Source organism: Gemmobacter lanyuensis (genome assembly GCF_014652355.1).
GTDB classification, from domain to species: Bacteria; Pseudomonadota; Alphaproteobacteria; order Rhodobacterales; family Rhodobacteraceae; genus Gemmobacter; species Gemmobacter lanyuensis.
The window spans coordinates 89711-103924 of sequence record NZ_BMYQ01000002.1 but is presented as its reverse complement, the minus strand read 5'-3'; the positions used below and the strand labels follow the sequence as shown (position 1 = coordinate 103924).

The 14214-nt window shown below is 66.4% G+C and carries 13 protein-coding genes; 6 read left to right on the top strand and 7 right to left on the bottom strand.

All coding sequences use genetic code 11. From position 1 onward, the window contains the following. The first annotated feature begins 1 nt into the window (after position 1). From IE101_RS05565 to IE101_RS05550, 4 genes are read left to right on the top strand one after another with little or no spacing between them, the layout of a single operon-like run. Entirely contained in the window at positions 2-1564 is a 1563-nt protein-coding gene (locus IE101_RS05565; RefSeq protein WP_189632831.1) for a phytoene desaturase family protein, read from the top strand. Further along, entirely contained in the window at positions 1561-2043 is a 483-nt protein-coding gene (locus IE101_RS05560; RefSeq protein ID WP_189632830.1) for a MarR family winged helix-turn-helix transcriptional regulator, read from the top strand. Before IE101_RS05565 ends, IE101_RS05560 begins: the two co-directional genes overlap by 4 nt. A 3-nt stretch (positions 2044-2046) precedes the next feature. Next, entirely contained in the window at positions 2047-4194 is a 2148-nt protein-coding gene (locus tag IE101_RS05555; protein WP_189632829.1) for a thiamine pyrophosphate-dependent enzyme, read from the top strand. Beyond that, positions 4191-5738: an indolepyruvate oxidoreductase subunit beta family protein gene (locus tag IE101_RS05550; RefSeq protein ID WP_189632828.1), complete on the top strand. Its 1548-nt coding sequence runs from the start codon at positions 4191-4193 to the stop codon at positions 5736-5738. The genes IE101_RS05555 and IE101_RS05550 overlap by 4 nt, the downstream gene beginning before the upstream one ends. 57 nt (positions 5739-5795) lie before the next feature. On the opposite strand, the gene IE101_RS05545 is transcribed toward IE101_RS05550, so the two are convergent. Then, the gene (locus IE101_RS05545) at positions 5796-6287 is read right to left on the bottom strand and encodes a flavin reductase family protein (RefSeq protein ID WP_189632827.1); all 492 of its coding nucleotides are present in this window, start codon (positions 6285-6287) and stop codon (positions 5796-5798) included. Next, a complete protein-coding gene (locus IE101_RS05540) occupies positions 6287-7378 on the bottom strand; it encodes an LLM class flavin-dependent oxidoreductase (protein WP_189632826.1) in 1092 nt (363 codons plus the stop codon). Before IE101_RS05540 ends, IE101_RS05545 begins: the two co-directional genes overlap by 1 nt. A 114-nt stretch (positions 7379-7492) precedes the next feature. Between IE101_RS05540 and IE101_RS05535 the strand changes: the two genes are divergently transcribed. Next, a complete protein-coding gene (locus tag IE101_RS05535) occupies positions 7493-8059 on the top strand; it encodes a winged helix DNA-binding protein (RefSeq protein ID WP_229804028.1) in 567 nt (188 codons plus the stop codon). Between the two features lie 28 nt (positions 8060-8087). Here the strand turns inward: IE101_RS05535 and IE101_RS05530 are convergent, their stop codons facing one another. From IE101_RS05530 to IE101_RS05520, 3 genes are read right to left on the bottom strand one after another with little or no spacing between them, the layout of a single operon-like run. Continuing rightward, entirely contained in the window at positions 8088-8576 is a 489-nt protein-coding gene (locus tag IE101_RS05530) for a flavin reductase family protein (protein WP_189632824.1), read from the bottom strand. Positions 8577-8583: 7 nt separating this feature from the next. Beyond that, positions 8584-9816, bottom strand: coding sequence for a styrene monooxygenase/indole monooxygenase family protein (locus IE101_RS05525; RefSeq protein ID WP_189632823.1), 1233 nt, complete (start codon positions 9814-9816; stop codon positions 8584-8586). A 42-nt stretch (positions 9817-9858) separates the two neighbouring features. Then, entirely contained in the window at positions 9859-10629 is a 771-nt protein-coding gene (locus tag IE101_RS05520; RefSeq protein WP_189632822.1) for an SDR family oxidoreductase, read from the bottom strand. Between the two features lie 170 nt (positions 10630-10799). Between IE101_RS05520 and IE101_RS05515 the strand changes: the two genes are divergently transcribed. Then, complete coding sequence (locus IE101_RS05515; RefSeq protein ID WP_189632821.1) at positions 10800-11801, top strand: AraC family transcriptional regulator; 1002 nt, start codon at positions 10800-10802, stop codon at positions 11799-11801. On the opposite strand, the gene IE101_RS05510 is transcribed toward IE101_RS05515, so the two are convergent. Then, positions 11802-12977, bottom strand: a complete 1176-nt coding sequence (locus IE101_RS05510; RefSeq protein WP_189632820.1) for an acetyl-CoA C-acyltransferase — start codon at positions 12975-12977, stop codon at positions 11802-11804. Next, positions 12977-14092 carry a 3-hydroxyacyl-CoA dehydrogenase gene (locus IE101_RS05505; protein ID WP_189632819.1) on the bottom strand — a complete coding sequence of 372 codons (1116 nt, stop codon included), beginning with the start codon at positions 14090-14092 and terminating at the stop codon, positions 12977-12979. Before IE101_RS05505 ends, IE101_RS05510 begins: the two co-directional genes overlap by 1 nt. Positions 14093-14214 lie beyond the last annotated feature (122 nt).

Here is a 14214-nt window from a genome sequence, read left to right as displayed (position 1 = left end):
CATGCGGCCCGATCACATCATCATCGGGTCCGGCATCAACGGCCTTGTCGCGGCGGCGCTTCTGGCGCTGAAGGGCGACAAGGTTTTGGTGCTGGAGCGCGAGGCCACCCCCGGGGGCTGTCTGCGGACTGAGGAGATCACCCTTCCCGGCTTTCAGCATGATGTGATGGCCGCGACCTTCGTTCTGTTCCTCACCTCTCCGGCGGGGGCCGCGCTTGGCCCCCACCTTGCCCGGCACGGGTTTGAAACCTGCCACACCCCGCACCCGACCGCCGTGCTGCGGCCGGACGGGTCGTCGCTGGTGCTGACTACGGATCGGGCGCAGAATATCGCCACCTTCAACGCGCTGGCGCCGGGCGATGGGGACCGCCATGCCGCCGATGTGGGCGGGGTGGAACGCGACGCGCCCTTCCTTTTTGCGCTTCTGGGCGGCGCGTTGTGGAGTTGGCCAACCCTGCGTCTGCTTTGGGGGCAGGTGCGGCGGCGCGGCCTGCGCGGGCTGGCCGCGTGGTTCGGGCAGGCGCTGGTTCCGGCGCGGGGCTGGCTGGAAACCGGATATCGCAGCCCGCTGGTGCAGGCCCTGCACGCGCCCTGGGGGTTGCATTGCGGCCTGACGCCGGAAAGCACCTATTCCGGGCAGATGGGCAAGGTCATCGCCTTCGCGCTGGAGGCCGCAGGGGCGCCGATTGCGAAAGGCGGGGCTGGGCGCGCGGTTGCAGCCTTTCGTGGGTTGATCGAGGAAAAGGGCGGCGCCATCCGTACCGGGGCCTGTGCCGAACAGATTCTGGTTAAGGATGGCCGTGTGACGGGCGTGCGTCTGGCCGACGGCGAGGAGATCGCTTGTCGGTCGGTCCTGGCCTCGGTCACGCCGGGGGCGCTGATGGATCTGCTTGCGGGTGTGAACCTGCCCGAAGACCGTGCCGCCGCAGCGGAATACCGATACGGCCGGGGCAATTTCCAGCTGCACTATGCGCTGGACCGCGTGCCGGAATGGCGGGCCGAGGGGTTGGCGGATGTCGCGCTGATCCATCTGGCCGATGGCATCGACAGCGTGTCGAAATCCGCCAATGAGGCGGAACGCGGCCTGCTGCCGGAAACCCCCACCATCTGCGTGGGTCAGCCCCACCGCCTTGACCCCTCGCGCTGTCCCGAAGGCAAGGCGATCCTCTGGCTGCAGATCCCCGATGCGCCGCGCCGGGTGAAGGGTGATGCCGCGGGCCAGATTGCCACCGATGGCACATGGTCCGACGCCACGCGCGAGGCCTTTGCCGATCGGATCGAGGCGATTCTGGCCCGGCACATCAAGGATTTTGACCAGATCAAGCTGGCCCGCCGCGCCTATGCGCCCGCCGATCTGGAACGGATGAATGTCAATCTGGTCGGGGGCGACCCCTATGGCGGGCAATGTTCCATCGACCAGTTCTTCCTGTTCCGCCCCTTTGCCCATTCGTCCAATGGCACGGGGACGGTGCGGGGGCTGCTTCACATCGGCGCCTCGACCCATCCGGGGCCGGGTCTGGGCGGTGGATCGGGCTTCCTTGCCGCAAAGAGATTGGGTGCATGACCGACGACGACCACGATCACCAAGAGGACTTGCCGCGTCTGGGCGAGATCGGGCTTGCGAATTACGCGCCCTATCTGATGAACCGCATCATGGGGCGCTACAACTCGGCGCTGCGCGATGAAATGGCGAAGCTGGGGCTGACCACGCCCAAGATGCGGGCGCTTGCGGTGCTTTCGGTGATCGATGGTCCGCTGATCCGCGAACTTGCGGTCTATATCGTGGCCGAACAATCCACGCTGTCGCGCGCGCTGGACCAGCTCGATGCCGATGGCTTGGTGCGGCGGGAAACCGATGCCGGGGACAGCCGCGCCACCCGCGTTTTCCTGACCGATGCCGGCCGGGCGGTCTTTGATACGCTCTGGCCCCATATGGTCGAAAGCTTTTCCCGGATGTTCCGGGGCATTCCTGACGATGAACGCCGCGCCTTTGTGGGCACGCTGCAAAAGATGCTGGCGAACATCCGCAAACACGAGATCTGAACCATGGCAGAGAGATCATTCAAGGCCGAGGTCGCGCATCTGCGGCTCGGTGCCGGGCAGACTTTTACCGGCGAAGGCATTCTGGCGATCACCAAGGCCCTGCTGGAAAACGGCGTGGGCTATGTGGGGGGCTATCAGGGGGCGCCGATCAGCCATCTGATGGACGTGCTGGCCGACGCCGAAGAGCTGTTGTCCGAGCTGGGCGTCCGGTTCGAGGCCAATGCGAACGAGGCCGCCGCCGCCGCCATGCTGGCCGCCAGCGTCCATTACCCGATCCGCGGCGCCGTGACCTTCAAGGGATCGGTCGGTGTGAACGTCGCCTCGGACGCGCTGGCGAACCTGGCCTCCTCGGGGGTGAATGGTGGCGCGCTGATCATCGTGGGCGAGGATTACGGCGAAGGCAGTTCCATCATGCAGGAACGCAGCCACGCCTTTGCGATGAAATCGCAATTCTGGCTTTTGGACCCGCGCCCGAACCTGCCCTGCATCACCAAGGCGGTAAAGGATGGGTTTGAGCTGTCCGAGGCCTCGAACACGCCCGTCATGCTGATGGTGCGGATCCGGTCTTGCCATGTCACCGGCAGTTTCGAGACGCGCGACAACCGCCGCCCGGCCCTGACCGTGCGCGAGGCGCTGTCGAACCCGCAATCCGATTTCGCCCGCGTCGTGCTGCCGCCGATGTCCTATGCCCATGAACAGGACAAGATCCACAACCGCTGGCCTGCCGCCGAACGCTTCATCCGCGACAACCGCCTGAACGAGATCTTCGGCCCGGCCGAGGCGCCGGTGGGCCTGATCGTGCAGGGGGGGATGTACAACAGCGTCATCCGCGCGCTGCAACGGCTGGGCATGGCGGATATCTACGGCAATAGCGCGGTGCCGCTTTATGTGTTGAATGTCACCTACCCGCTGGTGTCGTCCGAGTTCCTCGAATTCTGCGCGGGCAAGGAACAGGTGCTGGTGATCGAGGAAGGCCAGCCCGAATTCATCGAACAGCAGCTTTCGACCTATCTCTATCGTGCGCAGGTGCCGGTGCGGCTGCGGGGGAAAGACATCTTCCCCATGGCGGGGGAATATACCGGACAGGTCATGCTGGACAGCATCGGACGTTTTCTGCGCGAGGCCGCGCCGGGATTGCTGCCCGCCATGGTGCGGGCGCCGAATGAGGAACGCCCCCCGATCCCCGATCTGTCGAAAACCGTGCCGATCCGCCCGCCAGGGTTCTGCACCGGCTGCCCGGAGCGCCCGATCTTTGCGGCGATGAAGCTGGTGCAGAAGGAAACCGGCAAGCTGCAGATCAGTGCCGATATCGGCTGCCATCTGTTCGCCGCGCTGCCGCCCTTTGAAATCGGCGGGGCGACCATGGGCTATGGTCTTGGGCCGGCTGCCAATGCCGCCTTTGACGGCGGCGGCGAACGGCGCCCGGTTGCGGTGATCGGTGATGGCGGGTTCTGGCACAATGGCCTGTCCTCCAGCTTTACCAATATGGCCTTCAACAAGTCTGATGGCGTGGCGGTGATCGTGGACAACTACTATTCCGCGGCCACGGGCGGACAAGACATCATGTCCTCGCGCGCGGATAACCCGAGCAAGGCCACGAAGAACCCGATCTCCAAGGCGCTGAAGGGCATTGGCATCAACTGGGTGCGCGAGGTGAACCGCACCTATGACGTGGGCCGGATGCGCGATGTGCTGCGCGAGGCGCTGACCACGGATGAACCCGGCCCCAAGGTGATCGTCGCCTCGTCCGAGTGCATGCTGAACCGTCAGCGCCGCGAAAAGCCGCTGATGGCGCAGGCGATCAAGGATGGCCGCCGGGTCGAGGCGCCGCGCTTTGGCGTGGATGAAGATGTCTGCACCGGCGATCATGCCTGCATCCGCCTGTCGGGGTGTCCGTCGCTCAGCCTGAAAAAGCTGGATGATCCGCTGCGCGATGATCCGGTTGCCAGCATCGACCAAAGCTGCGTCGGCTGCGGCAACTGCGGCGAGGTGGCGGATGCCGCCGTGCTCTGCCCGTCCTTCTACCGCGCCGATGTGGTGCATAACCCCACCCCGTCGGAAGCCCGCCGCGCCAACGTCCGCGCCCGTGTGATCGGCTGGCTGCAGGCCCGCCGCGATGCCCGCCGCCTGAACTTTGAGGTCCCCGCATGAGCGTGCATGAACATCTTCCCGCCCATCCGTCGGATCCGCGGCTCTCGGGTATCATCAAGCTTGCCATTCTGGCCGTCGGGGGCCAGGGCGGCGGTGTGCTGACCGGCTGGATCGAGGATCTGGCCCGCCAGAACGGCTATGTCGCGCAGGCGACCAGCGTCGCGGGTGTGGCGCAGCGCACCGGGGCCACGGTCTATTATGTGGAAATGGCCCCTGCCGGGGGCGGCACGCCCGTCTTTTCGCTGATGCCTGCGCAGGGTGATGTGGACATCATGATCGCGGCCGAGATGATGGAGGCGGGCCGGTCGATCCAGCGCGGCTTTGTCACCCCGGATCGGACGGTGCTGATCGCCTCGACCCACCGGGCCTTGGCGGTGTCGGAAAAGATGGTGCCGGGGGATGGGATTGCGTCCTCGGACGAGGTGATGGCCGCCGCCGAAATCGCCGCGCGCCGCTTCATCGCGGCCGATTTCGATACGCTGGCCATCCGCAACGGCTCGGTCATTTCGGCGTCGCTGTTCGGGGCGCTGGCGGGTTCGGGCGCGCTGCCCTTCCCACGTGAGGCGTTTGAGGCGGCGATCCGGTCGGGGGGCAAGGGGGTGGAAGGTTCGCTCCGTGCCTTTGCAGCCGCCTATGAGGTGGCCGGCACCCCCCATGCGCCGGATGCACCCGTGGCGCCTGCCAAGCCTGCCGCCCCTGCGGCCCGTGGCCCGGCGCGTCTGGTTCAGGCCTGGACTGCACTGCAGGCACGTGTGGCGGCGCTGCCCGCGCCAGTGGCCGAAATGGCCCTGTCCGGCCTGCGCAAGGTGGTGGAGTTTCAGGACCTTGCCTATGGCGCCGAATATCTGGATCGGCTGGACACCGTGCTGCGCGCGGATGATGCCGCGCGGGGCCATGCCCTGTCGCGCGAGGCGGCCAAGTACATCGCCAATGCCATGGCCTATGATGATGTCATCCGCGTGGCCGATCTGAAAACCCGTGCCCGCCGCTTTGATCGCATCCGCAAGGAGATGCGGGTGAAAGAGGGTAACCTGCTGCAGCTGACCGAATTCATGCATCCCCGCGCCGAGGAGATTGCCGGCATGTTGCCCGCCGGTCTGGGCCAGCGCGTGCAGGACAGCCCGGTCTGGATGGCGCGGCTGGATCGCTGGTTCAGCAAGGGCCGCCGCCTGCGGACCGACAGCCTTCGCAGCTACCTGACCCTCTATGTCCTGGGCGGCATGAAAGGCTGGCGTCGTCGCACCCTGCGTCACGCGCAGGAACAGGCGCATCTGGCGCGCTGGCTGGATCAGGCGCTGCACTGGGCGGGGGTGAACTATGATCTGGGGGTAGAGGTCATGCGCTGCCGCCGTCTGGTGAAGGGCTATTCCGATACCCATGCGCGCGGTCTGTCGAAATTCGATCGGGTGCTGGGCATGGTGCCGGTGCTGTCGGCCCGGCCCGATGCCGCCGATTGGCTGCGCCGCCTGCGCGAGGCCGCGCTGCAGGATGAAGAGGGCAAGGCGCTTGATGGCGCGATCCAGACCATCCGCAGCTTTGCCTGACGACATGAAAAAGGGGGGCGCGATCTGCGCCCCCCTTTTGGTGATCTGGCCGGGATCTCAGTCTTCCAGCGCGCGATAGGCCCCGTTCCAGTAGATCAGCGCCCCCGCGCCCGGCGTGGTGCGGATGGCACGGACCCTGCCGATCAGGATGCTGTGGGTCGCGCGGTCGATCATCTCTTCGACCTCACAATCAAAGGCCGCCGGGGCGCCTTTCAGCAGCCGCGCGCCCGTGACGGCGGTTTCCCATTCGGCGCCCTCATACCGGGCCGCGCCCGCCACGCCCCCAAAGCCGGAAAAGCGCTCGGCCACGGCCTGATGGGCCGCGCCGAGCGAGGACCAGCCAAACCGGCCGAATTCGGCCAGCAGGGGGTGGCTGGAGGAGGACCGGTTGACACAGGCCAGCAAAAGCGGCGGTTCCGCCGAAAGCGAGATCGCCGAAGTGACGACCAGCCCCGAGGACCGGTCGCCATCGCCCACCGTGATCACGCTGCAATTGCCGACAAAGGCGCGCATCGCATCACGAAAGGCCTTGGGTTCAGGCGCCGCCATCAGCGGATGCCTGCCGCCGCCAGCTTGGGCAGCACGGTGTCGCGGAAGTAGGGGAATTCCTCGACATAATCGACGAAGGACAGCGTCGTCCCCGCAAAGCCCGCGGCATGCAGCTTGAGGATGCCCTCCGCCACCTGATCCGGCGTGCCAATCAGCGGGAAGCCCCCGTGACCCAGCGCGAACAGATGCTTGATCTGCGCCAGCAGATCATGCGGGAAGCTGTGGGCATGGGCGAATTGCAGGCGCACCAGATTGTCCACCGCCTCGGCATCGCAATTATCCACGGCGGTGTATTTGGCGAATTCCTGCGCCTCGGCTTCGGTCGGGCGGCAGATGACATGGCTGAAGGTCAGTACGTTGACATCGCGCCCCTTGGCCTTGGCCTGCGCCTTCAGATCCGCGATTTCGGTTTTCGACCGTTCCAGATCAATGGCCGGGGTGAACAGGAAATTCGCATTGTCAGTTGCGAATTCGCGGCCCTGCGGGCTGCCTGCGGCATTCAGGATCGGCACGCCCCCGCGCAGCGGCTTGGGATCACCCTTCACGCGCTTGGCCTTGAAATAGGTGCCGTCCCAATCGAAATGCTCGTCCGAGGTCCAAAGCTTGCGGATCAGATCGAACCATTCCTGGGCATAGGCATAGCGGGTTTCGTGATCGTCCGGCAGGCTCAGGCCCAGGGCCTCGTATTCCGGCTTGTTCCAGCCTGCCACGATGTTCAGCCCGGCGCGGCCATGGCCGATCTGGTCGATGGTGGCAATCTGCTTGGCCACGACGACCGGGTGATTGGCTGCCGTGTGGATGGTGGCGAAGACCGCGATGTTCTTGGTAGCGGCCAGCAGACCGGCGGCCCAGGTCATGGTTTCCAGAACGCCGCCGTGAAAATCGGTTTCGCCGCCATAGCCGATCCAGCGGGCAATCGGCAGCATGAAGTCGATCCCGGCCTCATCCAGCATTTGCGCCAGTTTGAGATTGTTGTCCCAGCTGTTATTCCAGCGGCCGGGAATCTTCGTCGGGGTCATCCCCGACGAGCAGTTCGTCGAAAAAGTGCCAAGGCGAAAACGATCGCCCGAGAGCATCGGGTGTTGGGTCATTCTGGTTCCCTGTTGGAGTTTTGGTTTTATTTTATGTTTGAAAGTCTATCGTAAAATCACATTGCGTCAACACCTTCGTCCGGGTCAGGCTGCCCGGCGATGCGGGGGAGAAACATGACGGAAAAGAAGCTTCAAATTCAAAATGATGACAGCCCGCCCCCCCCGGGTCGGGGGATCGACTGGCGCTGGCATCTGGCGCAAAGTCCGGTCGAGGTCGACATGACCGAGACGGAATTTGCCCTGATGCGGACCTTCGAGGGATTCGGGCGCTGGCAGACGGAATGCCTGTCCTCGGTCTGCGACCTGGCCGCCACAGGGCCGGAAAACGCCATGCTGCACATCATCCGCATGAATGAACGGCCCAAGACGCTGAAGGATCTGGCGCGGCTGATGAATCGGGATGATGTGCCGAATATCCAGTATTCGCTCCGCAAGCTGCTTGCGGCGGGTCTGGTCGAGCGCAAGGGTGCAGGGCGGTCGGGCGTCACCTATGAGGTGACCGACGAGGGCCGCCGCGTGACCGAGGATTACGGTGCCCTGCGGCGGCGGCTGCTGATTGCCGCCATCGAAAACCTGCCCGGCTTTGCCGAACGCCTGACCGAGGCCACCCGCACCCTGAATGTGCTGACTGGGATCTATGAGGAAATCGCCCGGCAGGCCGCGACGCACCGGCGTAGCTGAGGGGGAGGGCGCCGGGGCGCCCCGCCCGTTACAATGGGGACAGGCGGTGGAACCGCGCCTGTTCATAAACCAGGGGCGCCCCGTCCCCCTGACGGATTTCGATGATCTGCCCGATAAAGACGGTGTGGCTGCCCGTCTCCATCACCTCGGCCACCGTGCAAGAGATGGAGACCAGCGCCCCCGCCAAGACCGGCAGGCCGCTGCCATCTTCCTGCCAGTCACCCTCGGCGAACTTGTCCTCGCCGGTGGTGCCGCCCGCCCCGGCAAAGCGCAGCGCGAGCGGCGCGGCCGGGTCAGATAGCAGGTTCACCGCAAAGCGCCCGCTGTCGTGGATCGCGGCACAGGTGCCGGTCTTGCGGTTCACGCAGACCAGCAGGCTGGGCGGATCGGCGGTGACGGAACAGACCGCCGTGGCCGTGATGCCGCGCCGTTCGCTGCCGTGGCGGGCGGTGATGATCGTCACCGCCCCCGGAAACCGCGCCATGGCTGCGCGAAAGGCGCCCGGATCAATCGCCATGCCCATCTCAGGCCGCCTTCAGCTCGGACAGGTAGGCGCCTGCGGCGGCGGGATCGGCGAACCAGGGGAAGAAATCGCGCGGGTCGTCAAAGCCATTGGCCATGCGCTGCGCCAGACGCGGGGTGGCGCAGGCGGTGCCCATGATTTCCAGCACGAAGGGCGGCGGCGGTTGCAGCATCATGTTGGTCCAGCGCACCACCCATTGCGCGTAATCCCAATAGGCATCGAAGGTGGCCTGCATCCAATCGGCATCAAAGGGCCGGTCACCGTGGTCGAGGATGCGCCGCAGATAGACCGCCGCAGCCTTGGAGGCGTTGTTCGACCCCTGCCCGGTGATCGGGTCATTAAGGCAGACCGCATCGCCCAGTCCCAGCACCTTCCGCCCCGAGGGCAGCACGCCGACCGGATGGCGCACCGTCGGCGCAAAGCGGCCCGCAAGAATACCGTTGTCATCGGTCAGCTCAATGTCGCGGCAGCGCGCGGCTTCCCAAGGGAGGTAAGTCTCGACGATCTGCTTTGACCGCGCCAGATGGTCGGCCGGGGTCTTTACATCGGCCCAGCAATCCATCGGGCCGCCGGGGATGCCTTCCATCACCATGATCTCGCAGGGACCCGAGGTCGTCAGCGCCGGGAACACGAAATATTCGCCCACGCCGGGGATCAGGTTGAAACAGACTGCGGAATGGCCTTCGCGCGGGGTCATGCCCTTTACATAGGTCAGGGCCAGCGCCCGCTGCGGCGCCTCATAGGGGGATTTCGCGGCGTCGCGGGCGAAGAGCCGCCCGATCTCGCCCTTGCCCGAGGCGATGATGACCAGATCGTCGCTGGCGGCGTAATCCTCAAGATCGGCGATGCCCGCATCATGGATCACCAGATCGCCGCCCAGCCGGGTGAATTCGGCCATCCAGCGCGGGATCTTGACCCGTTGGTCCACCGAATAGGCGTTGTGATCCAGTCGCCCGACCCAATCCATCGCCTTGGCACCCGGCACCTCAGGGTGCGGGACCATGAAGTTGATGCCCTCAACCGGGGGACAGATATCGCTCCAGAAATCGATGCCCAGATCGCGTTCGTTCTGCACGGCGGTGTGGAACATGCACTGGCTGGACAGGACCTTGCCGGTGGCGATGTCCTCGGCCGTGCGGTTCTGCACGACGCGAACCTTGTGGCCCGCCTGCAAAAGGCCGATGCCCAGTTGCAGCCCCGATTGGCCGCCGCCGATGATGGTGATGGTTCTCATGCCAATTCTCCCTGTTTTTTGGTCTGGCCGCGCCATCGGGCGTCAGGCCATCAGTTTCGGAATGGCGGGTTCCGCCTGTTCGGGGCCCATGGCGGTATAGCCGCCGTCCACGCACAGATCGGTCCCGGTGATGAAGCTTGCCGCGTCGGAACAGAGAAACAGCACCGCCTGCGCTACCTCTTCGGGGTCGCCCACGCGGCCCAGCAGGTGGAAGGGGGCGGCCACGGCATCGGTCTTGGCGCGGTCGCCGCCGGTCAGCTGATCCATGATGTTCGACCAGGTCCAGCCGGGGCTGACGGCGTTCACACGGATGCCGTCGGGCGCAAGGTCCATCGCCTGATTGCGTGTGAGCTGCAGGATCGCTGCCTTCGACACCGGATAGAGCCAGCGCCCCGTCTGTGCCACGCGCGACGAGATCGAGCCGAAGTTCACGATCGCGCCTTTGGTCTTCGCCAGATCGGCCCGCGCGGCCTGCATCAGCATGACCGACCCCACGATGTTCACATCAAGGCTTTCCAGCCATTCCGCCCGCGTCGAGGCCGCGCCATTATCCAGGTAGGAACACGCCACATTGACCAGAAAATCGATCCGGCCGAACTGGTCGCGCGTGGCCTGTACCAATGCCGCGATCTGCGCATCATCCCGCAGGTCGCAGCGCGTATAGGCCACGCCTTCGGTGATTCCCGCCGGGGGTTCGGCGATATCGGCCACCATCACCCGCACCCCCGCCGCGCGGAAGGCCGCGACAATCGCCTGGCCGATTTTCGTCGCGCCGCCCGGAATGATGGCAACCTTGCCCTCCAGCCCTTCCATGAGAGACTCCCTGTTTTTGCTTTGAATTTGAAGGAATTGTGACTGAGCCTGCGAAACCAGCTATCCGCGCGGCGCAGCTCCTATCCGAAAAACGAAAAAATCGGCGGGGGCGTGGGTCGGATTGCCGCAGGCCGTGCTAGCCTTGGGGCCTGATCTTCAGGAAACCCGGCATGACCGCATCGCTGACGCCGCTTCCCCTTCAGGGGCATGTGCTGTTCCGATCCTCGGATCTGGATGAGGCACGGGCGCGCGTGGCCGAGGTGTTCTGCCCCCACCGGCTTGATACCTCGGGCGGGGGGGCCTTTGCCGCGCGGCATCACCATCTGGCGGGGCAGGGGCTGTCGCTGAACTATATCGAATACGGCGCGCGCACGCGGATCATGCCGGGGGAGCTGGGCGCCTTTTACCTGCTGCAAATCCCGCTGGCCGGGGGCGCCTCGATCCGCAATGGCGCGCAGGGCTATCTGTCCACCCCGGACCGCGCGGCGATCCTGAACCCGCATCTGCCCACGGTGATGGAGTGGGAGGAAGGCACGCGGCAGATTCTGGTGCAGATCAGCCGTGCCGCCATGCAGGCGCATCTGGCCGCGCATCTGGGCGGGCCGTCCGACCGGCCACTGACCTTTGATGGGCCCCTGGACCTGACCGCCGGGCCGGGGGCGGCGCTGCGGCGGCTGGTGCTGTGGCTGGTTGCCGAGGCGGATGCCGGGCAATCACCTGTTGCCGCCCCTGCGGCGGGGCTGATGGCGGGGCAGATCGAGAAGACCGTCCTGTCGGGGCTGCTGGATGCGGCGGCGCATGACCATATGGCCGCGCTGGGGCGGCGGCGGGCGGCCCCGCGGCCCCGGCATCTGCGTCTGGCGGAATCCTATATCGAGGCGCATCTTGACCAGCCCATCACGCTGGAGGACGTGGCCGAGGCTGCGGGCATTTCGCCGCGCGGCTTGCAGCTGGCCTTCCGCCAGCATCGCGGCACCACGCCGCTGGGTTTCTGGCGCGAGGTGCGTCTTGCGCGCGCCCATGCCGATCTGCTGACTGCGGCGCCGGGTGTCACCGTCACGCAGGTGGCGCTGCGCTGGGGCTTCACCCATTTCGGCCGCTTTTCCGAACTCTACCGCGCGCGCTATGGGCTTAGCCCGCGCGATACGCTGCGCGCGGCGCAGGGCGGGTGATCAGGGGCGCAAAAGCTCCAACGCGACGCCTTGGCCCACACCCACGCAGAGCGTGACCAGCGCCGAGGCGCCGCCGCTTTCCGCAAGCCGCCGCGCCGCCGCCCCCGCGATCCGCGCGCCTGACATGCCCAGCGGGTGACCCATGCTGATGCCACCACCCTTGGCGTTCACGCGCGGGTCGTCATCCGCCAGCCCCCAGTTGCGCGTGCAGGCCAGAACTTGCGCCGCGAAGGCCTCATTCAGCTCGATGATGTCCTGTTCGGCGGGGGGGCGGGCGCCCCGTGCCACCAGCCGTTCCACTGCAGCGACCGGGCCGATGCCCATCAGACCCGGCGCCACCCCGGCCGAGGCCGCCGCCCCAATCCGCGCCAGCGGCTGCAGGCCATGACGTGCCACCCCGGCGGCCGAGGCGAGGATCAGCGCTGCCGCACCGTCATTCACGCCCGAGGCATTGCCCGCCGTCACCGTCCCGCCCACGCGGAAAGGTGTGGGCAGGGTGGCCAGCTTTTCCGCCGTCGTCGGGCGCGGGTGTTCGTCGCGGTCCACCACCGTCGCGCCCTTGCGGCCCTGTAGCGTTACCGGCAGGATATCGGGCGCATGCCAATCGGCGTCATAGCGCTGTTGCGACCACAGGGCATAGGCATCCTGATCGGCGCGGGAAATGCCATGGGCGGCTGCCACATTCTCGGCGGTTTCGGGCATCGATTCACAGCCATAGGCGCGGGCGATCCGGTCATTCACGAAGCGCCAGCCGATGGTGGTGTCATGGATTTCCGCCTGACGGGAAAAGGCGGTTTCGGCCTTGCCCATCACGAAGGGCGCGCGCGACATGCTTTCCACCCCGCCCGCAATCACCAGATCGGCGCCATCACGCACCGCCCGCGCGCCCGCGATCACCGCATCCAGCCCCGAGGCGCAGAGCCGGTTCACCGTCAGCCCCGGCACGCTGTCCGGCAGACGCGACAGCAGCACCGCCATGCGCGCGACATTGCGGTTATCCTCGCCCGCCTGATTGGCGCAGCCGAGGATCACCTCATCCGGGATCAGATCGGGGTGCAGGTCCAGCAAGCCGTCAATCACATACGCCGCCATATCGTCGGGGCGCATCATCGCCAGCGCGCCGCCGTGCCGCCCGATGGCGGTGCGGCGCGGGGAACACAGGAAAACCTCGGTCATCACATCGCCTCCAATCCGGGCGCGGGGGCATAGCGCCCCTGCAGATGCGCGGGTGCGGCTGCGGCCAGCGCCGCCAGCCTTGCGCGCAGTGTGGCGGGGCCGTCCCGTTCCAGCATTTCGAACGGGCCGCGCGGGAAATTGAGGCCAAGCTTCAGCGCCGTATCGACCCCCCGCCGCGAGACGCCACCTTCCGACACCAGCCAGGCGGCCTCATTGATCAGGGCCGCCTCGATCCGTTCCACGATCTGCGCGGCCTCGGGCGGCGGCGCAACCGGGGTGGGGGGCGTCACGAAGCCGCGCCCGGCCTTGCGCCCCAGCGCGCCCGAGGCGACCTGATCCCGCAGCGCGGCAAAGACGTGATAGCGCGGATGGCCCCCCATCGCGGCCGCAAGGCTTTCGGTGGCGGCCAGATTGATATCCGCGCCAACCAGATCAATCAGCCCGAACGGCCCCAGCCGATAGCCTGCCGCCTGCATTGCCGCGTCAATGGCGGCAGGGTCATGGCCTTCCTCCAACAGGGCCAGCGCCTCACCGTAAAACGGCCGGGCGCAGCGGTTGACGATGAAGCCGGGGCTGTCGAGACAGGCGATCACCGTCTTCCCGGCTGCCTCGGTCAGATCCCGCGCGCGGGTCAGCGCCGAAAGGTCTGTGCCGTCATGGCCGATCAGTTCGACCAGCTTCATCACCGGGGCGGGGTTGAAGAAATGCAGCCCCAGCAGGCGATTGGGCCGGGTCAGCCCCCGCGCGATGGCCCCGACCGACAGCGAGGACGTATTGGTCGCCAGCACCGCCTCCGGCGCCAGAACGGTTTCCAATTCGGCCAGCAGCGCCTGTTTCACGTCGATCTTTTCGACCACCGCCTCGATCACCAGATCGGCGGGGGCAAGCCCTGCCAGATCCTCCACCACCTGCACCCGCGCGAGCAGGGCATCGCGGTCGGCCGCGGTCATCGCGCCCTTCGCCACGCGGGGGTCCAGCGCCGCAGCCAGCCGGGACAGAGCGCTTTCGCGCGCGGCGGGCAGGGCGTCGGTCACACGCACCTCATGCCCGGCCTGCGCATAGACCTGCGCGATGCCAAGCCCCATCATCCCCAGACCGACCACACCGATGATCATCGACCCCTCCGCCCCAAACCCGCGTGCCGCGACATTCCGCCTCGCGCCGCGCGCGGATTTCGGGAATATCTTTCTTGGGGGCATCATGGCCGATCCCGGAAAAACTTCAAGTCTAAAACTTT